Source organism: Algoriphagus ornithinivorans, assembly GCF_900115305.1.
GTDB classification, from domain to species: domain Bacteria; phylum Bacteroidota; class Bacteroidia; order Cytophagales; family Cyclobacteriaceae; genus Algoriphagus; species Algoriphagus ornithinivorans.
Map to the genome: position 1 here is coordinate 166,049 of NZ_FOVW01000001.1, position 20,489 is coordinate 186,537.

The following is a 20,489-nucleotide window of genomic DNA, read 5'->3' on the forward strand; positions in this document are numbered from 1 at the left end:
CGTTTCCTTATTTCTCTATGGGATGCATTCGCAGTAATTCTTCTGCATTCCAGAACCCTTTCTTATCCTGAACCTCCTGCCTCACTTTCTTTACCAACTCAGGGGAAATAGGGGAAGCTTGATTTCCGAAAGAATTTCTCACATAAGTTAATACGGCAGCAACCTCTGTGTCATCCAACATTCCCTCATAAGGTGTCATAGGAACCTGTCCGGGGTATTGTCTTCCCGCCACCTCGATAGGGCCCATAATTCCCTTCAACACGATTTTGATTAGACGCTCCTCATTTCCAGTAACCCAAGGAGTTCCCTTGAGTGGAGGAAACTGTGAGGCAGTCAAACCATTGCCATCCAATTGATGACAAGTAGCACAAAATCCTTCTCTCGCATAGATTTCCTTTCCCAAGACAAATAATTCCCGATCTGAACCTGTCAGAGAGGACTTGATGTCTTCTTCTTTCTTTTGAGCTACCGAGAGTCCATTGATATGAGCCACGGCAGTTTCCAAAGTTCTCGGTATCCAGGTATTATCCTTGGGTTGATTTTCTGCCTCAGCTAAAATCGGCAAGCCTTTCTCCCTCGGTAACCAAGAAGCCGCAGCTATTGCTTCCATTCGCACCCTGCCATGAGGGTCTTTGACAGCCTGCATCAATAATTCAGCTTGATTTTCCACCTGATGCCCAGTATACCGAAGCACCCTTGTGGCAGCAGCTCTTACTTTATGATCTTCAGACTTTAATAAATCATTTAATAAGGACTGATTCACCTGATTGATTCCCCAAGTTACCCACAGCGCTTCCAATCTATGATGCTCATAATTTGGATCATTTTTATCCAAATTTTTGACCCATTCAGCAACAGCCTCACTGACTTGCTTTAGATCCCTCCCTCTCAACTCTCTACGGGTTCTGTAGCGGGTTCTGTATTCGGGCAATTTTAAATTTTCCAAAAGTTCAGGAATTTCTGCTCCGTCTATTTTTGCGGGAGTTACCAAGGGTCTGGAAGGGTAGGTGACCCGATAAATTCTACCATGAACATGGTCTCTGAGTGGGTCACGGGCATTGTGCTGCATATGTCCAATCAGGATATTATGCCAATCCACAATGTATAGGGATCCATCCGGCGCAAATTCCAGATCGACTGGCCTGAAATTTCTATCTGTGGAACTGACCAGATCCTGTCGATATTCGGCATGGAAACCCACCGAATCCTCTACAATTTGATGCTGCTTGGTTCCCAAAAACCCTATGGTATTATTTAGTAAAATATCTCCCTGAACTTCATCCGGAAAATGCCTGCTGGAAACAAATTCCAGACCTGAAGTAGGTCTTACCATTTGCTCCTGCTCAATCAGGTTTGGTCCTTTGAAGTTATTGTTGCCATAGCGGGGAAGCGTAGACCCCGGAAGCATCCAGTTAAGATTGGGGCCCGAAGTTTCGAGATAAAAATTTTGTCCCCAATCATCAAAGGCAATACCCCACGGATTGGGAATGGGTACTTGATTGACTCTTTCAAGTTTATGTCTTTTGGGTTCATAGCGATAAAAACCCCCATTGGTAGCTCTTACAGGCCCATAAGAAGTTTCCACATTGGTGTGCAGAAATACGCCTTCGGCCATGTAAATAGCTCCTGATTCATCAGTGGTGTAGGCTGATATCGCGTGATGGGTATCATGATCATCAAATCCTGAAAGTAGAATGGTCTTTTTATCAGCTTTATCATCCCCATTTGTGTCTTGCAATAAAACCAAATTGGGAAGCTGAGACACATAGACCCCTTCTGCAGCCAATTCAAACCCCACAGGTAAGTGTAGATCTTCAGCGAAGACGGTTTGTTTATCAGCTTTACCATCTCCGTCAGTGTCTTCCAAAATGATAAGCTTATCCTTTGGCTTGGGATCGCCTGGTTTGTAGTGGGGATAACTTGGCATCGTGGCTACCCAAAGTCTGCCTTTATTGTCAAATGAAATTTGGACAGGGTTAGCTAAGTCCGGAAAATCCTCTTCAGAAGCAAATAATTCGATTTTATATCCTTTAGCGACTTTTAAACTTTTAAGCGCTTCTTCACCATATTTATACTCCAAACTCCCATTTGCCTGAGGATTGTAATTGGTTTCCACCTCGGGAAGAGAACGGGTTCTTGCATCTGCTGCTGCCAGATCGTATTTCTTTCCTGAATTGGCATCCCAAATTGCGGAGTCGCGATTAGCAGTCATTTGCCTGATTTTCTCCAGTTCATAAGGATAATTATCCGGGCCAAAAGGGTCATAGCGACGTCCGAATACGTGAACCCCATTGGGTATTTTATAGTCATTGTGCCATAACCAGTTTTTCTCCATGACAGCTGCATGAATTTCAGCGAGATGTTGTTCAGCCTTTCTTTTTTCTTTTCCGAAAAGTTCATCTGCCAAAAAAGTAGAAAAAAGCTTGTAGCCATCCTCATTGAGCTGTGATCCGTCTATCGTTAAATCCTCCTTCTCAGAATTATACCATTTTTGGCTGGCAGTAAAAGCGTCCACAAAAACGATTTCATGTTTTTTGGCCACTTCCTCCATACCTCGGACATATGCTTCAATTAGTTCATTTTGGGATTTTCCGTCTGGGACATCTAGGTGATCGCTGAGATCTTCGATAGCTATGGGAGACACAAGGGCCAGTTGAGGGGCAGCCTTCCCATTGTACTGTTGAGCTTTGGAGTGGGTTATCCATGCCTCTAATTCTTCTTTGAAAAGTGGGAGTTTTTCCAAGCCCTGAAAGGACTCATTGAATCCAAAGAATCCAACTACAATATCTGTTTGAAGCCTAGTCAACCATTGATCTGGCTTTTCTAAAAATCCCTCGCTGTTGGAATAGGTGGCATACTCATCCTGAAAAACCTCTGCACTGGGGAAAGCCCAAGGATCATTAGTTCCAGATCTTGGTCTAAAGCCGGGAGTATCCCCTGGATCGCAAAGATTTCTGATAAATAGCGTGCTATCTGGGTAACGAACATGCATCTCTGTTTCGAACCATCCATATTCCATCATTCTTGAGCCCAGGTTATTTCCCACCAAAGTTATATGTGCGTTCTGATGTAGCTGGAGTGTCATTTTCTCCTTACAGGAAGAAAAAAAAGCGGTGAGCAGTAATAAACAGATGATTGAAAATTGCTTCATGGGTTGAGGTTATTTAGGCTGAAAGCATCCAGATTTTTTTAGGCTTTTGAAAAATCTACTCTTTCTGAATTGATATCTCTAAAATATCTCCTTTCTGTCAAAACAGTCGAATTATTCTGAAAATACTCCTGAAATAAGGATAAAGTAAGTTGAAATTTTATGTAAACGGTAGATTGATTTGCAAGAATTTAAAAGATAAAAAAACTAAATTCAGGCTTGTACTAGCCCAATTAACCTATGAAAACCTTTCAGAGTATATTTTTCATAATTCTTCTTACTGGGATCAGCTTTTCATGTGCCAAAAAAGAAGAATCAAGCCGGCAATTGACAGGGATCCCAAAAATTGACAAATTGAAACTTCCTGATGGGTTTGTTGCCGAATTACTCTATAGCCCCGGAGAAATGGATCAGGGCTCCTGGGTTGCAATGACTTTTGATGATAAGGGCAGAATGATCACCTCGGATCAGTATGGGTTTTTATATCGTTTGGAGCTGCCTCCTATTGGTTCGGATACCTCAGTAAAACCCAAAGTTGAAAAATTGATTATCGGAGATATTGCAGAACCTCAGGTAGGAATGGGGTATGCACAAGGGCTACTTTATGCCTTCAATTCACTCTATGTCATGGTTAACCATCATTCCAATGAGACTTTTACCAAGAGTACAGGGTTGTATAGAATTCAGGATTTGGATGGGGATGATCAATATGAAACTGTTTCCACCATCCGACTTTTAGAGGGTGAACCGGGAGAGCATGGACCTCATTCAATGAAGCTTTCACCTGATGGTCAATCCATAGTTTTGGCAGCAGGAAATCATGTGGATGTTCCTGAAATGGATCACTACAGGCTTCCTCGTGTTTGGAGGGAGGATAACCTTTTTCCATTGATCAAAGATCCTCGGGGACATGCCAATAACCGAGAGGCACCGGGAGGTTGGATTGCCAAAATTGATCCGGAAGGGAAAAACTGGGAGTTGATTGCAGCCGGATTCAGAAATGAATTTGACATAGCATACAATGAAGTAGGGGATCTTTTTACATATGACTCAGACATGGAGTGGGATTTTGGGATGCCTTGGTATAGACCTACCCGTATCTTGCATGTGACCAGTGGAGCTGAGTTTGGCTGGCGAACAGGTAACTCAAAGTGGTCTCCTGAATTTCCGGATAACTTACCTGCCGTATTGAATATTGGACAAGGTTCCCCAACCAATGTGATGTTTGGAACAGAAGCCAAGTTTCCAGCACAATACAAAAAAGCCTTATTCGCTTTCGACTGGAGTTTTGGGATAATTTATGCTATTCATTTGACCCCTTCTGGAGCAAGCTATGAAGCTACTGCCGAAGAGTTTATTTCGGGCTCCCCTTTACCTTTGACAGATGGAACCATAGGTCCGGATGGGGCCATGTATTTTGCCACTGGAGGAAGAAGGTTGGAGTCGGATTTATATAGAGTTTATTATAAAGGTGAACCTGAGGCCGCTGAGCCAATGGAAGTAGCAGACTTGCCTGAGGCTGCAAAGACCAGAAGAGATTTGGAGAAGTATCATTCCAAAAATGCAAGTTCAGAAGGATTGGATTTGGCCTGGGCAAATCTGGCTCATGCTGACCGCTTTGTTCAATATGCTGCCCGGCTAGTATTGGAACATCAACCCATTGAACTGTGGAAATCCAAAGCATTGAATGAATCAGATCCTGTGAAAAAGACTCAGGCAGTTTTGGCTTTGGCTAGACAGGGAAAGGATACAGATGCGGTGCCTATGCTTCGATCATTAATGGAGATTGACTATTCAAGCCTATCAGAAAAGGCAAAAGGAGACTTACTGAGAGCTTTTGAGGTGATTTTATATCGTTATGATCAGGCTGCTACACCAATCAAGGCAGACTTAGTTGCTTATCTCAATCCTAATTTTCCCGCAAAGGACAATTTGCTTAACCGTTCTCTCGCTGTCCTATTGACTCATCTGGATGCCCCTGATGCAGTGGAGAAAACTTTGGCTTTGTTGAAAAATGCCAAGGATGATGAAAATTATCAAAAAACAGTCACTTCTTCTTCGGAATTGATTTTCCGAAACCCTCAATATGGATTGGATATAGCCAATATGTTGGCCAATGTTCCTCCTGCTCAGCAAACCTATTTTGCCACTGTTTTGGGAGGTGCTAATTCAGGATGGACCGAAGAAACTAGAAAGGAGTACTTCTCTTGGATTAAGAATGCTTTGACCAATTACAAGGGAGGAAGGAGCTATGTTGGATTTTTGGACCGGGCTAGAAAGATGGCTTTGGCTAAAGTTGCGAAAGAGGACTTTGACAGATTTGATGAGCTATCAGGAGGAAAATTGTTAACGAGCAGTGGGAATGATTTGGCTGGGGAGGGGATTCAGCCTGAAGGTCCAGGGAGAAGATGGACTGTGGAGGAAGCTTTGCCTTTGGTAGACAGCCTTCAAGCTAGAGATTTTGTAAAAGGCAAAGCCATGTATGCCGCAACCCTCTGTCAATCCTGTCACAGCATGCAGGGCGAAGGAGGAGTGATTGGTCCGGATTTGACCCAATTGGGATCCAGGTTCTCTAAAAAGGATATTTTAGAAGCTACGATTAATCCTAGTCAGACTATTTCAGAGCAGTATCATGCCACGGTTTTTGAATTGAAAGAAGGTGGGTCTATAGTCGGAAGATTGACCGATGAAGATGGAGCCAATTATTATGTTTCTCAAAACCCATTTGCTCCGGACCAGTTGAGAAAGATTCCTAAAAATACGGTTGCTTTCACTAAAAATTCTGAGGTTTCAATCATGCTCCCGGGTTTGATAAACAGATTGAATGAGGAGGAGTTAAAGGATTTAATGGCCTACCTGATTTCAGGAGGAAATGAAAATCATCCGGTATTTCAAAGTAAGGCCACAGCTCAAAAATAAAATAAAGTGCATACATCATTCATTCTGAAGAATATGAAAAATATAATTTTCTATCTGGTTTTAATTGTCGGGTTAATTGGGTGTAAGAATGAATCTTCTGATTCTTTGGAATCCGGAAAAGGTGAGGAAACCATACAAATGATTCCGATCCAAACTCCTAAGGGAGAATTTAAAGTTTGGACCAAAAGGGTAGGAGACAATCCTACTATGAAAGTATTATTGCTTCATGGAGGGCCCGGAATGACTCATGAACAGTATGGTAATTTTGATGAGTATTTACCTCAGGAAGGAATAGAGTTTATTTGGTATGATCAATTGGGCTCTGCGCATTCAGATCAGCCCGAAGATTCTTCTCTATGGACAATTGAGCGCTTTGTGGATGAAGTGGAGCAAGTGAGAAAAGCCTTAGGTCTAAACAAGGATAATTTTTATTTACTCGGTCAATCATGGGGTGGTATGCTGGGGATGGAGTATGCATTCAGACATCAGGAAAACCTGAAAGGCCTTATCATCTGTAATATGATGTCAAGCTTGGATGAGTATGAAAAATACGCCAAAGAAGTGTTAGGGCCTCAGATGCCAGCAGAAGTGTTTGCTGAAATAATGGAGATCGAAAAAAATATGGACTTTGAGAATCCGAGGTATATGGAATTGCTAGAAGTTCATCATTACCCTCAGCATGTATTAAGAATGCCAGCAGGTCAGTGGCCTGAGGAAATTAACCGTATGATGACCCAGGTAAACCCCGATGTATATATTTATATGCAGGGATATAGTGAGTTTGGAATCACTCCTGGTGCAAGTTTAGAAGGTTGGGATGTAAGAGAAAAGCTAAAAACTATCACTGTTCCGACTCTTGTGGTTGGAGGATCCCATGATACTATGGATCCTAAGCATATGGAGTGGATGTCCAAACAAGTGGGAAATGGAAGATTTTTGCTTTGCCCAAATGGTAGTCATCTAAGTCAATATGATGACCCTTCCCACTTTTTTCCCGGATTAATCAAATTTATCAAAGATGTAGATTCTGGAAGTTTTTAATCTTTCAATCACAAAACCTGATACACCACAATAAAGTGGGAGAGTGTACCTAAAAGTACGAATACATGCCAAACCGTGTGAAAATAGCGTCTATTGCTCATGATGTAAAAAATCACCCCTAAGGTGTAGCTCAAACCTCCTGCAGCCAGCCAGAAAATATTTTCAGGACTTAAGTTCTGGATGATGGAATCATAAATAAACACTGAGATCCAGCCCATCAGTAGGTATAAACCCACTGACACAAATTTGAAACGGCCGGTGAAGAAGATTTTGAAGAGAGTTCCGACAAGAACAAAACTCCAGATCAATCCTAAAAAAGGCAGGGCTTCTTCCTTGGGCAACACAGCCAAAACCATGGGTGTGTATGTTCCTGCAATCAGGAAATAGATGGAAATATGATCACTCTTTTGAAGTAGAGCTTTCCATTTTTGATTGGAAACAGCATGATAAAGCGTAGAGCTAGCGTAAACCATCAGCATTCCCAAGCTGAAAGCAATAGCGGAAGCAAAAGTCCAAGAATCATTGCTTTCAAAGGCTTTCCATAACAAAAAAGGAATTCCGATCAAGGCTAGAAGAACACCAATCCCATGAGAAATTGCATTTGCAATTTCTTCCATTTTGGTTTGGGGACGTTTTGATTTTTTGCTTGCCATACTTCAATCGAGGAAAATCAGGCCAAAATAGTATGGGGAATAACAAAATGAGGCTGTCTCATATATCGGTCTAATGTCAGCCTGAGCGCCTGCCTGACGTCAGGCAGGGAGTCGAAGGCTATTTCTATTGTTTTAAGCACATTTCGATCCCGTACAGTTGTCGGGACGCTCAATGTGACAATTTTCACCTTTGAGACAGCCTCATTAAGAAGTAATACTTTTTTATTTAGAACTGGCTTTTGAACTGTTCCATTTTTTGATCTACCATAGTATCCACTGGGAAAGAAACCATTACACCTTCCCAAGCCATAGTCACAGTAGCCACCTTATTGTCTCCTGCAGAAATATGATATTGCAATCTTTCTGTATTGCCACCTCTTTTAGTGCTTGCTTTGAAAGAAACAGCGTCATCTTTAGCTACTGCCTCTTCGTCTATTTTACCGTCCTTCATGTAGGCAAAAACAGAAGCTGCCTTACTGTTTAGATGCACTGTCCAGTCGCCAGACTCAGCTGGAGTCATGAAAATAGAGTATTTACCCGCTCTAAGTGTTTTACCACCCACACTTACTGGAGTGCTGAATTCAATTACAGTTTGAGCATTTGCTCCCGCTCTCCAAGTCACTCCATACTTTTCTATTTCTCCAAAGATTTTTCTTCCTTTCACAGCAGGAGAAGAGTAATCAATGCTGATTTTAGTGAATCCTACCACCTGCGAAACAGAAGCTGCAGGGCTTAGTGCTGGGCTTTGCAACTGCGCGAAGGCTGAAAATGAGCTTGCCAACAATAGGGCTAAGGCTAAAAAAAGAGATTTTGAATTTTTCATATCTGTTTGGTTTTGGGTTTTGTTTGGAAAGCTAACAAAATTTCAACTCGGATGTTTCAATTTAAGGGTATTTCGAAAATTTCGGCGTAGGGTTAATTAGATTTATTATAATCGCGCACAAGAATAGTTTAGCTTAATTATTTCCAATCCCATAATACGATATCCCATTCCTCATATTCATCCTGAAAAGTGTGGATGGTTTGAAAGCCAATCTTTTTATGAGCGCTTAAGGAACGTAAGTTTTTCTTTGAGATTTCGGTAATGGCAAAGTCATATTCCTTGCTGAATAATTCTCTGTATGCAGCATATGCATTTGCAAATAGACCTTGTGATCTGAATTCTTTGGCCACGCAAACTTGCCCAATCGCCAGATAGCTATAGCTTGATACTTTCTTTCCTTTCCAGTTTATGTGGTCAAACTGCTCAAACATGGGTAATAGCATTGGAATAGAAGTTCTTGAAGCAGGCGGCATGGCCAAAATGTAAGCGATCACTTCTTTGTCTTGGATGGCGATGAGTTGCTTTTCAAACTCATTCAACTTTGTTAAATCTTCCAAACTGTGATATACCCGAACGAAGCCTTCTTTTTGAATAGTTTCAAGACTTAGATTTTGCAAAAGATTGGCTTGCTGTAAAGCTATTATTCCCTTGAAATCCTCACTGTTTTGTGCTGTTCTGAAGTGATAGTCCATAATTACTTAAAAATGGAAGTCTTTGTAAATTAATAAGATAGGATTGATTAATTCAGGGTTTCTGGCCGTATCTATCTTGAAAATTGAAGATAAATTGAAAATAAGTTAGTTCGAAAGAAAAAGGAAAAATAAAATATTGAAGTAGGTATGAAAAAGAAAAAAGTAAAGGTGTCTAATAGCCTTACTTCATTGTCAAGAATAAGAAGATCGATCAAAAATCAATTAATCTCCTTCACTAAGAGAAAAACTTCCATCCCCCTTAAAGGAAGTTAGAGTGATAGTGACTTGCCATATTCCTGGAGAGCCAGAGGCAGTTACACCGGAGAAAGAATCCGGTTCAGTCCCACCTCTAAGGGACCTATTTAATACTACTTTTCCATTTGAATCCTTAACCTCCATGTTGAATGTTCCAGAACTTGTGGAGGTAGTGTCGGCATTGTAATCGGCAGTTCTTAAATTATTTCTCCATAAAAAAGTTTTACTGCCACTACCTCCATTACCATTAAAATCACCATCAATATCTCCATTAAAATCACCCCTATCCTCGAAAAGCACCTGCCCATTGATTGTAATCCTTATATCCATGGAAGAATCCTCTTCTGAGGCACATCCAACCAATGATATTGCCAAAATGAAAGTGACTATTTTCAAATATTTCATAGGAATAAAGAGCTTAATTTTGGACTATCGGAAATAAAAACAAAAAGAAAGCCAGACTGTAAATAGGCTGGCTTTCATTAATAAAGGAGTAGTTCAATTACTTAGCATTGAATGTAATATTTGCTAAAATAAATGTTCCAATTTCAGCTCCACCTTGAGGCTCACTGACAATGTAGAGTTTACGTTTTTTTCCATCTGTTTGGCCCGTGACGGGAATAGTTACCTGATCGTAGATTACTGGCATACCAGGCGCCTTTTGTTGATTTTTCTGAACAAATGTACCTTTAGCCAAGACTTCTCCAGTTGGGCTATCTAATCTGATTTCGAAATCTACTCCCGTTGTCAAAGGCTCTACAGAAGCGGTAGTTAAGGTCACAGATCCAACTCCCGTCATGTCTGTGGCAGGCAGTGAGAAATGACCTTTTTGACTTGGCACCATCATGAGATTATTTCCGTCAAAAGACATGGCAGTATAGGCTTCCATATCTCCGGATCTTCCTAAATCAATGGTGTTGGCAGTCAAAACTATCGAGCTACTTCCTGACAATGGTTTGATGTTTTCTCCACCTGCGTCAGTGTAGGATGCATTGATTATTAAGGCTCCTTTTGGTGAAGGAGTTTTGCCCAATGTTGGATCTAAACTGCCTTTAGAAGCTAAGCTAGGTTTTTGTTCACCTTTTAAAGATAGTACATAGGTCACCAAAGCTTTCAAATCTGATTCTTTCAAATCTGGGTTGGCTGGCATTACCGTTTCGCCCCAGACTCCTCCGCCACCATTTTTGATTTTATTCATCAAATAGGATGCATCTCTATTTCTATACTTTTTGGCTACTTCTGTATAGGCAGGACCCACGGAAGCCTCGTTTTCTTTGTGGCAGGTTTTACAAGTAAGCGACTGTACCAGAGCTTTTCCAGTCATAGCTTCGCTCATCACTTTGTGGCCCATGTCTGCCTCTGCTTGATCCAACCCTTCGATGTAATCAGCAGCTACATACAAATTGCTCAAATCATTGGAAGCTTCAGGATGATTCTGGTCAGTTACCGTGATTTGGTAGTTTACTTTTCTTCCCGGGAAATAGAAGGATTGATTACCTTCTACTCTTATACTCACTTCAGGAGCTACATTTCCCACATATACATTTGCTTTAGGTCCTTTTCCTTCCATCCCTGCCGGATCAGAAGCCATGACCGTCACTTCATACTCACCAACTGAATCAAAAGTGGTGGTAAGTTTAGGTTCTGTGGTTTTTTCTGTTTTTCCATTTCCCAAGTCCCAGACATAGGTGATTGGGTCTTTTTCAGGATCTGATGCTTGGGCAGTAAAGGTAACAGACAATGGTGCTAATCCAGAGGACTTATCTGCAGTTACAGATTCAACTGCAGGAGGTCTATTTCCTCCGTTAAAATCTATTCTTGAAAGTCCAGCGTCAGGATTTTTGCTAAACCAGCCATTTCCATATTCCAAAATATAAATTTTGCCATCAGGCCCCATTTCCATATCTATCAAGGAGTTGAATTTGGTATTGGGCATGAAAGGCTCCATTTTGGAGAAGTCACCGTTTTCTTCCATAGTGACTACTTTAACCCAACCTCTAATCCAATCATAAATGAAGAGTTTGCCGTCGAAATAATCAGGCATTTTGCCTTCACTTTGATACAAATCGGAATAATAAACTGGTCCTGCCATCGCATTTCTACCTCCTGTTCCTACTTGTGGAAAGTCAGGCGATGCCGCATACGGATACCAAATGAATGCTGCTTGGGTGGCTGGTAATTCTTTGAGACCGGTATTATGAGGTGAATTATTGACTGGTTTTGCAGGATCAAACTTCAATCCGGATTTTCCAGCTGCATAATCATACTCAAAATAGGTGTAGTTATTTCCAATAGCATAAGGCCATCCAAAATTACCGGCTGTTCTTGCTTGATTGACTTCGTCATAGCCCCTTGGACCCTTGCTGTCTAATGAATCATTGCTAGCATCAGGACCTACTTCGCCCCAGTATAGAAAACCTGTTTTTTGATCAACGGCAATTCTATAAGGGTTTCTATTTCCTTGAACATATATCTCAGCTCTGGTATTGGAAGTGCCTTCAGGATAAAGATTGCCTGCAGGGATAGTGTAAGATCCATCATCCTGAACCTTGATTCTAAGTATTTTTCCTCTTAGATCATTGGAGTTTCCGGAGCTTCTTCTGGCATCCCATTGCTTTCTTCCCTCTCTTCCGTCCAAAGGAGCAAAGCCACTCAAGACATATTGGGAATCATTTTGATTGAATGGGGTAGAATTGTCACCAGTCGATAAATAAAGATTTCCATCCTTATCAAATGCGATGGAACCACCAGTATGACAACAAATATTTCTATCTGAAGCGACGTCTAAAATTACTTTTTCTGAACTCATATCCCAAACACCATCTTTGAAGACAAATCGGGAAAGTCTGTTTATTTCCGCATCACCTGCTGGAGAATAGTAAACAAAGACAAAATTATTGGAAGCATAGTTGGGGTCTTTCTGGATTCCCATCAATCCCTCTTCAGCATTTACTCCGGGTACTTCAGATTTCCAGTAAACATTCAGTTTGGCGACCTCTTCTAACTTCTCAGTTTCATTATTAAAATAGAGAATTTCACCTCTTCTTTGAGCCACCAAAATATCCAGGTTGGGTAAAATGGTCATTTCTGTTGGCTCGGTAAACTCACCCATGGAAAGGTAAGTCTTGGTAAAGCGATTTTCCTCAGGAGCTCTCTTACTTGTAGCTGCGGTATAATCCAATTCCAGATTTTCGCCAATTGCATATTGAATCCCTGCCAATAAGTGCTTGAGAAAGTCTTCTTCCTGATAAGACTCCTTGGTATGGCCACCACCTGTATAAAATGCTCTTCCTCCATCAAAGTCATGATACCATGCGATTGGGTGATCCCCCATGTCCATTCCTCCTTGGTAAGAAGATTCATCAAGCATCAAAAGTTTTTTGGTATCGGGATTTACCTTTTTATAGCTGTACCATTCGTCTGTTCTTTCCCATGATTCAGGAAGAAAATTGACGGAAGGGTGTTTTTCAGCAGTTCGTGTTACGATTCCCTTCTGAACATTTGGATGAGGGTCATTGATACCTGGGTGATCTGCGAAATATCCGCCGACCAATTTCCCGTACCAGCCCCATTCGTATTCCGTGTCAGCCGCTGCGTGAATTCCCACGTAGCCACCTCCTGATTGAATATATCTTTCGAAATCAGCTTCCTGATAGTGATCCAAGACATCTCCGGTAGTGCTAAGCCAGATTACCGCAGCATATTTGGCCAAGTTTTCCTCATTGATATCTTCTGCATTCTGGGTTTGATCCACATCAAAGCCATTTTCAGCTCCCAACTTCTGAATTGCTGCTATTCCATCCGGGATAGATTCATGAACAAATCCAGCTGTTTTACTGAAAATAAGGACTTTAGGGTTTCCTTCTCTTTTGTTTTTACAGGCAGAAAATGCCAGCATTATTACCAAAAAAAGGAGAAATAGGTTTTTAAGGGTTTTTGAGAAATTCATTACTGTATAATTTTAAGCAAAATAGGGAATTCTAAAATTCCGCCTGCTAAGTAATTGAATTTCGGTGATTTTCGAAGATGAATAGCTCTATTTTTTCAAATTGAGACAATAAAAAATTAAAATCTGGTAAGCATAGATTTATCAGATTAATAAGAAAGCCTTTTATGAGGCTTAAGCTTGTCTATTGGATGACTTCCTTGGTACCAAGGTGGTTTCCAAAACTATGGAAATTGGATCGTCTGAAGCTAGGCCATCCAATTGATCTAAAAGATGGCTTACTGCCAATTTTCCCATTTCATAGCCGGGTTGAGATACTGTAGTCAAAGGCGGTTCCACCACCGCCGATGTAGGGTTGTTGGTAAATCCTGCAAGGGCGATTTCCTCTGGAACTTTGAGTCCAATAGATTTCCAGTAGGTCAAGACATCTACTGCAACCGGATCTATCATGCAAAAAACCGCATCAGGACGAGATTTCATCGCTGCAATTTCTTTGGCTACTTCTATATTTCCCTCTAAGGTCAAATCGGTAACTTTGATAAAGTTAGAGTTTTCCTTAATTCCGTACTCATTTAGGGCTTTTAGATAGCCTTCTTTTCTCTTTTTAGAAATGTATAGGTCTTCAGGTCCGGAAACGAATACAATATTTCTACATCCCATTTCCAAAAGGTGATGAGTCACCTGATATGCGCCGCCTGCATCATTGAAAGTCACTTTGGACACAGGGATGTCCTCCTGAACACGATCAAAAAGGACGAAAGGGATTTCTCGGCTATAGAGCTCGTAGAGATGTTCGTAGTGATTGGTTTCTCTACTCAAAGAGATCAAAAGTGCATCTACCTGAGAGGCAACTAAGGTTCTGATATTGGCAATTTCCTGATCAATGGATTCATTGGACTGACAAATCATCACATTATATCCTCTCTTGTTGGCGTGATCCTGAATGCCGCTAATACAGGATGCAAAGAAGTGTGAGGTGATTTCAGGTACAATCACACCAAGGGTTTTGGTTCGGCTGATTCTAAGACTCTGTGCCAGAAGATTGGGTTGATAGTTCATCTCCTTAGCCATCTCCACAATCTTCCGCTTGGTTTCTGGGTGTAATTCAGGAGAATCTTTCAATGCACGAGAAATGGTGGAAACGGATACCCCCAATTTCTTCGCAATTTCCTTCATGGTAACCTGATGCCCTTTTTTCATGTGTTTAAAATCGTTTCTCAGAAGTCACATGGAATCTCGCATAAATTAAAATCGTCCTGGTGTGTGTCGGATCCGAAATGCTCGATTTCATCTGTCTCTAAATTGTCTATTTCAGTTTCAGCAAAACTTAATTTCCAAATTTATAATTGCAATCGTCAACAATTGTTTGAATTGCAATAAAATCAGTTGAAAATTTTATTCCTGATAAACTGTAAATAAAACAGTTTCTCCGACAGCTTGCAAGGATCTTGCATCAATCAGTTCCATATTATCCTGATGAGTATGGTGATATAGGCCAAAACCGTAGTCTGGAGAGAACTCAATGATGTCAATCATCGGAATTCCAGCATCCTCGTTAACAAATACATGGTCGTCCAAGATCTCTGGGGCATTTCTGTTGACAAAAAAGGCTGAATGTCCAATTTTAGCGGCATTGTCCCAGACTTTCTTTAAAATCCCTGAGGCATATTGCCGGGAGTATCCTTCTTTAAAAAATCTTGCTCCTTTAGCACCAACCAAGTCCACTAAAATGCCATAATAAGCGGTATAGTTTGCCTGATGCTTGTTTTTTGACCAATACTGCGAGCCTAAACACCACCAAATCTGTGAATTATTTCTCGCTCTGGAAGTTTCAGGCTCCCCATCATCTTCTCCGTCAAACAGGATGATATCTATGCCTACGTCCGGTTTTAATCCCTGAGCTTGAATTACCCGGGCAATTTCCAATAAAACTCCAACTCCGGAACCTCCATCGTTGGCTCCGTCAATTGGTTCATCTATCCTGTTAGTATCTTTATCAGCGATTCTTCGGGTATCCCAATGGGCGGCGAGCAATATTCTCTTTTCTGCTTCTGGCTTGAAAGAAGCGATGATATTGGTGAGGTCCCAATTGAGTCCATCATAAGTTTTTGCCTGAAAATCTTGAGTTTGTACAGACCAACCCCAATTTTCAAACTGGGAGATCAACCACTTTTTGGTGTTTTCATGCGCTGCGGTTCCTGGTACTCTCGGCCCAAAATCCACTTGTTTTTGCACAAAGGCATAAGCAGAATCTGCATTGAAGCTTGGATAAGGCTTTACAGGTTTCTCGCTGGTATTGGATTGTTGAGTACTTTTTTCTCCTGAGCAAGCTCCAAAAAGAATTAATAGTAAGAGAATCCAGATTTTATTCTTCATATGCCCAGTCAATTTTGTCTTTCATATCTTTTACTACAAATCCCATGGACTTCAAGCCTGCCCTGATTTCATCCACCTTGGCATAATCTCTAGCTTTCTTAGCTTCTCCGTACAATTGCAGCAATAAGTCAAGCATATTTTCCTGAACATCGCTTTTTTCTTCAACCAAGCCTAGTATTTGGGTCACAAAAGTGATGAAGTTATCTTTTAACTGATCAAATACCTCTTTCCCTAGGGAGGCGGATTTTAGTTGGCCTGTAAAGATGGAATTGATCTTTTTAAGCAAATTAAATAAATGTCCAATCGCCTGAGCAGTATTGAAATCATCGTCCATGGCCCTATAGGCATTAGCGATACTGGACTCAATCTGCTTGATTTGATTTTCATCCAGAGCAATACCTTCCTCTGATTGATATTCTAAATTTCTGGCAATTTTCAATCCATTGATAATCTTCTTATAGCCTTTTTGAGCAGCCTGAAGAGCTTCATTGGAGAAATCCAAGGTAGATCGGTAATGCGCAGTCAAAATAAAATAGCGAATGGTCATTGGGCTGTATGCCTGTTCCAATAAATCATGCTTACCAGTAAACAATTCCTGAAGGGTAATGAAATTCCCCAAGGATTTACCCATTTTCTGCCCATTGATGGTAATCATGTTATTATGCATCCAGTATCGGGCCGGATCTCTGTGATTGCAGGCATTTCCCTGTGCTATTTCACATTCGTGATGAGGAAACATTAAGTCCATACCGCCTCCATGTATATCAAATTGACTTCCCAGGTATTTGGAGCTCATCGCTGTACACTCTAAATGCCAGCCCGGAAAGCCCAATCCCCAAGGAGACTCCCACTTCATCAGATGCTCAGATGCAGCGTTCTTCCATAATGCAAAATCTACCGCATTTCGTTTCTCACCCTGTCCATCCAGATCTCTACTTCCGCTCATTAATTCTTCCAGCACTCTACCGGAAAGCTTCCCGTACTTATAGGTCTTATTGTATTTCAATACATCGAAATAAACAGAGCCATTCACCTCATAGGCCAAACCTTCTTTAAGAATAGCCTCAACCAAAGCGATCTGTTCTGGAATGTGGCCTGTAGCACGAGGTTCAATGTTGGGTTTCAGAGTATTCAACAAAGCCATATCTCTATGATAAGTATCCGTGTATTGCTGGGCGACTTCCATAGGTTCCAACTGCTCCAGTTTGGCTTTTTTGGCAATCTTATCTTCTCCTTCATCCGCATCACCTTGCAAGTGACCTACATCCGTGATGTTTCTGACATAGCGAACTTTATATCCTAAATGAGTCAAATATCTATTGACTGTGTCAAAGGTGATTGCAGGCCTGCCATGACCCAAGTGTGCATCCCCATATACGGTCGGACCACAAACATACATTCCCACAAATGGAGGATTGATCGGTTGGAATTCTTCTTTATCCCTGGAAAGGGTATTGTAGAGTTTGAGTTGGTGCGATTTCATAATATATACGAAGTACTAGTACAAGGTACCAAGTACAGGATGATTCCTTTATTTTATTTGAATTGCAAATTAGGAGAAAATTAAAGCAGATTAAAGGATCAATTGCAAAGTTTAAGAAGGTGAATGTTGATTGGTTCACCTGCAAAGGCTCAATCAGTTTTCCTTAGGACTTCAAAACAAAAAAGACTCTCAGTTCCGAAGCGAAACCAAGAGTCTTATTTCTTGCATCTAATATCTAGCCTCTCGCTTCTTTTTTTCTTAGATCAATGCTTAAAGTGTCTGACTCCAGTCATCACCATGCTCATGCCGTGGGCATCGCAGAAGGCAATGCTGTCTTGGTCTTTGATAGATCCCCCAGGTTGAACAACTGCCGTGATTCCTGCTTCATGTGCGATTTCCACACAATCAGGGAATGGGAAGAAAGCATCGGAGGCCATCACAGCACCTTTCAAGTCAAAACCAAATTCATTGGCTTTAATGATTGCTTGCTTCAAAGCGTCTACTCGGGAAGTTTGACCTACACCAGAGGCAAAGAGTTGATTATCATTGCTTAATACGATGGTATTGGATTTGGTGTGCTTACAAACTTTCGCAGCAAAGACCAAAGCATCCATTTCCTTTTCAGAAGGAGCTTTTTGAGTGGCTACTTTAAAATCAGCCTTGCTTTCTGTTGCTAAATCCTTGTCTTGCTCGATTACTCCATTAAGCAAGGTTTTGATCATTTTGGTGCCAGGCAAAGCCATCTTTTGGCGAAGTAGGATTCTGTTTTTCTTGCCCTTCAAAATTTCCAAAGCTTCCTCCGTAAATTCTGGTGCAATCAATACTTCGAAAAACAAAGAATGCATTTCTTCAGCCGCAGCCTTGTCTACAGTCTGGTTGGTTACCAAAACTCCTCCAAAGGCAGAAAGAGTATCAGCAGCAAATGCTTTCTGATAGGCTTCTTTTACTGTGGAGGCGGTAGCACAGCCACATGCATTGGTATGTTTTAAGATTGCGAAGGCAGTTTGATCAGGAAACTCAGCGATAAGGTTTACTGCAGCGTCTACATCTACTAGATTATTATAGGAAAGCTCTTTACCGTTTAATTGGTCAAAAAGTTGCTCCAAGTCGCCATAGAAATGAGCAGCCTGATGCGGGTTTTCACCATATCTAAGAGCTTTGGCTTTGCTTTCAGATACTTTCAAAGCCGGGATATTTTCGCTTTGGTTAAAGTAGTTGAAAATATGGGTGTCATAATTGGATGAAACCTGAAATGCCTGAGCGGCAAAATATCTTCTGTCTTCTAAGGTAGTTCCACCGTCTTGCTCAGTCAATTTTGCCTCTAATTCAGCATATTGATTCTTTGAGGCGATGATGGTCACATCTTTGAAGTTTTTGGCAGCTGCACGAATCAAAGAAATACCGCCAATGTCGATTTTTTCTATGATATCTGCCTCAGAAGCACCGGAAGCTACTGTTTCCTCAAAAGGATACAGATCCACAATCACCAAGTCAATAGCGGGAATTTCGAATTCAGCTGCCTGAGAAAGGTCTCCTTCATTTTCTCTTCTGTAAAGAATACCGCCAAATACTTTTGGGTGAAGGGTTTTCACTCTTCCTCCAAAAATAGAAGGGTAGGAGGTTAGCTCTTCTACAGGAATAACCTCAGCTCCTTGATCTTCGATGAATTTCTGGGTGCCACCGGTAGAGTAAATTGTTACTCCATGTTTTTTCAAAAGGGCAATAATAGGTTCGAGATTGTCTTTATAAAAGACTGATATAAGGGCAGATTGAATTTTTTTGACAGCCATTTTTGGAATGGGTTGGGATGAATTTCAATGAAGCTGCAAAGGTAGGAAAAATTGGCTAAAGGGCAGTTGAAATCAGCGTTTAAGCCTTAGGGAATTTTCAATTCGAGTGAAGATGAAAAATAAAAGGATAGCGAAACAATCGCCATCCTTTTATTTCATAAGTTATTTTGTTTGGTTACTTATTCAAGAATTAATCTGAACCACATATCGAAATTCATAGGATTATATATCACCCTGTTGGGTTCGTTTGACCCATCACCTGTGGTAGCTCTGAAAGTAGTTCCTCCTTCATAGACAGAACCATCAGAATTTCCATTCACATAGAAGAAGTTCAATCCTCCATTTCTTAGAACAAATGCATAATTGGTATTAGGTTTCAATTCAGGTTTAGTGGCAAAGAATCTTTCGTTGATAAACCCTCCATCGCTCCAGCCATATCCAAGTGTATTAGAGCTAGCAACCAATGTTAGGTTTTCAGTCTCGGGATCAAATTCATAAAGATCAATGGTCAATAATCCTCCGTTTGCTTCCGGCGAGAATTTTACTTGAATGGAGGAAATATTTACTGATTCAGAACCTGTGATAAAAGTTTGTCCCAATCTTCCAAATCTTGGGTCACTGACTCTATGGTAAAAAACATCGGTATCAATCAGCTGCTCACTGACAAACTCAACTAAACAATCTTCGTCGACAAGTCCATCACAATCATTATCGATTCCATCTCCACAGATTTCTTCAGCGCCTGGATTTACAGAAGCATCATTGTCATTGCAATCTGTATTATCTTCTACGAACCCTTCCAAAGGAGTACAGCTTTGCTGGGATTGGTTTGGATCTCCGAATCCGTCCCCGTCTGCATCTCTATAATATGTGGTTCCTGTATTGTCAATTAAACCATCACCATCATTGTCTTTGCCATCGCAAATTTCTGGTGCTCCTGGATATACCGTAGGGTCTAAGTCATCAAGATCACCCATTCCTTTGGGGCCTGTAAAACCACATTCGTTGAATGGAACATAGCCATCTCCATCCTGGTCATCCAATCGCACATCGCCATGTGGCTCATGACCTTTCCATCCTGGTTCTCCAAACTCAATCAAATGCCATGTATCAGTATCTGCATCATAATGGCAAACTTCGATTCTATTAACTCTTACATTTTCATTCCCGGAACTTGAATTTTCCGGATCACCTTCCACAACAGCTTCAGCAGGATCATCCATTGGAATCAAATTCATAGAGTCTTCCTGACAAGCAATAATCAGCATACTCAAGGAGAGTGTTGCAACAACACTTCCTTTCTTTAAAAGAGATGTTTTCATAATAATTTTAAAATAGTATTAAGGTTAGCCCTTTGGTTGGG

General features: G+C 41.0%; 13 protein-coding genes. 2 read left to right on the forward strand and 11 right to left on the reverse strand.

The annotated features are described in order from the left end of the window. Positions 1–7: 7 nt before the first annotated feature. On the reverse strand, positions 8–3,151 hold the full coding sequence (locus BM073_RS00785) for a PVC-type heme-binding CxxCH protein (protein ID WP_091648927.1): 3,144 nt from the start codon (positions 3,149–3,151) through the stop codon (positions 8–10). Between the two features lie 237 nt (positions 3,152–3,388). Here BM073_RS00785 and BM073_RS00790 point away from each other — a divergent pair, with 237 nt between their 5' ends. Then, positions 3,389–6,067 (forward strand): c-type cytochrome, encoded by a 2,679-nt coding sequence (locus tag BM073_RS00790; protein ID WP_091648930.1) that lies wholly within the window; start codon positions 3,389–3,391, stop codon positions 6,065–6,067. 33 nt (positions 6,068–6,100) lie between these two features. Continuing rightward, a complete protein-coding gene (locus tag BM073_RS00795; protein WP_091648932.1) occupies positions 6,101–7,108 on the forward strand; it encodes a proline iminopeptidase-family hydrolase in 1,008 nt (335 codons plus the stop codon). Between the two features lie 8 nt (positions 7,109–7,116). Here the strand turns inward: BM073_RS00795 and trhA are convergent, their stop codons facing one another. From trhA to BM073_RS00845, 10 genes are all read right to left on the reverse strand, one after another. Then, a complete protein-coding gene (gene trhA / locus BM073_RS00800; RefSeq protein ID WP_175557819.1) occupies positions 7,117–7,725 on the reverse strand; it encodes a PAQR family membrane homeostasis protein TrhA in 609 nt (202 codons plus the stop codon). A 262-nt stretch (positions 7,726–7,987) separates the two neighbouring features. Beyond that, positions 7,988–8,584 carry a DUF2911 domain-containing protein gene (locus BM073_RS00805; RefSeq protein ID WP_091648937.1) on the reverse strand — a complete coding sequence of 199 codons (597 nt, stop codon included), beginning with the start codon at positions 8,582–8,584 and terminating at the stop codon, positions 7,988–7,990. Positions 8,585–8,721: 137 nt separating this feature from the next. Continuing rightward, positions 8,722–9,276 (reverse strand): GNAT family N-acetyltransferase, encoded by a 555-nt coding sequence (locus BM073_RS00810; RefSeq protein ID WP_091648939.1) that lies wholly within the window; start codon positions 9,274–9,276, stop codon positions 8,722–8,724. Between the two features lie 222 nt (positions 9,277–9,498). Continuing rightward, positions 9,499–9,936: a hypothetical protein gene (locus BM073_RS00815; protein WP_091648942.1), complete on the reverse strand. Its 438-nt coding sequence runs from the start codon at positions 9,934–9,936 to the stop codon at positions 9,499–9,501. A 97-nt stretch (positions 9,937–10,033) separates the two neighbouring features. After that, complete coding sequence (locus tag BM073_RS00820; RefSeq protein WP_091648944.1) at positions 10,034–13,480, reverse strand: ThuA domain-containing protein; 3,447 nt, start codon at positions 13,478–13,480, stop codon at positions 10,034–10,036. Positions 13,481–13,651: 171 nt separating this feature from the next. After that, entirely contained in the window at positions 13,652–14,677 is a 1,026-nt protein-coding gene (locus BM073_RS00825) for a LacI family DNA-binding transcriptional regulator (RefSeq protein ID WP_091648947.1), read from the reverse strand. A gap of 195 nt (positions 14,678–14,872) precedes the next feature. Further along, on the reverse strand, positions 14,873–15,853 hold the full coding sequence (locus tag BM073_RS00830) for a M28 family peptidase (RefSeq protein ID WP_091648950.1): 981 nt from the start codon (positions 15,851–15,853) through the stop codon (positions 14,873–14,875). Continuing rightward, a complete protein-coding gene (cysS, locus tag BM073_RS00835) occupies positions 15,843–17,336 on the reverse strand; it encodes a cysteine--tRNA ligase (protein ID WP_091648953.1) in 1,494 nt (497 codons plus the stop codon). The genes BM073_RS00830 and cysS overlap by 11 nt, the downstream gene beginning before the upstream one ends. A 263-nt stretch (positions 17,337–17,599) precedes the next feature. After that, a complete protein-coding gene (gene purH, locus BM073_RS00840) occupies positions 17,600–19,126 on the reverse strand; it encodes a bifunctional phosphoribosylaminoimidazolecarboxamide formyltransferase/IMP cyclohydrolase (protein WP_091648955.1) in 1,527 nt (508 codons plus the stop codon). Between the two features lie 179 nt (positions 19,127–19,305). Beyond that, positions 19,306–20,448: a putative metal-binding motif-containing protein gene (locus BM073_RS00845; protein WP_091648958.1), complete on the reverse strand. Its 1,143-nt coding sequence runs from the start codon at positions 20,446–20,448 to the stop codon at positions 19,306–19,308. Between the last annotated feature and the right edge of the window lie 41 nt (positions 20,449–20,489).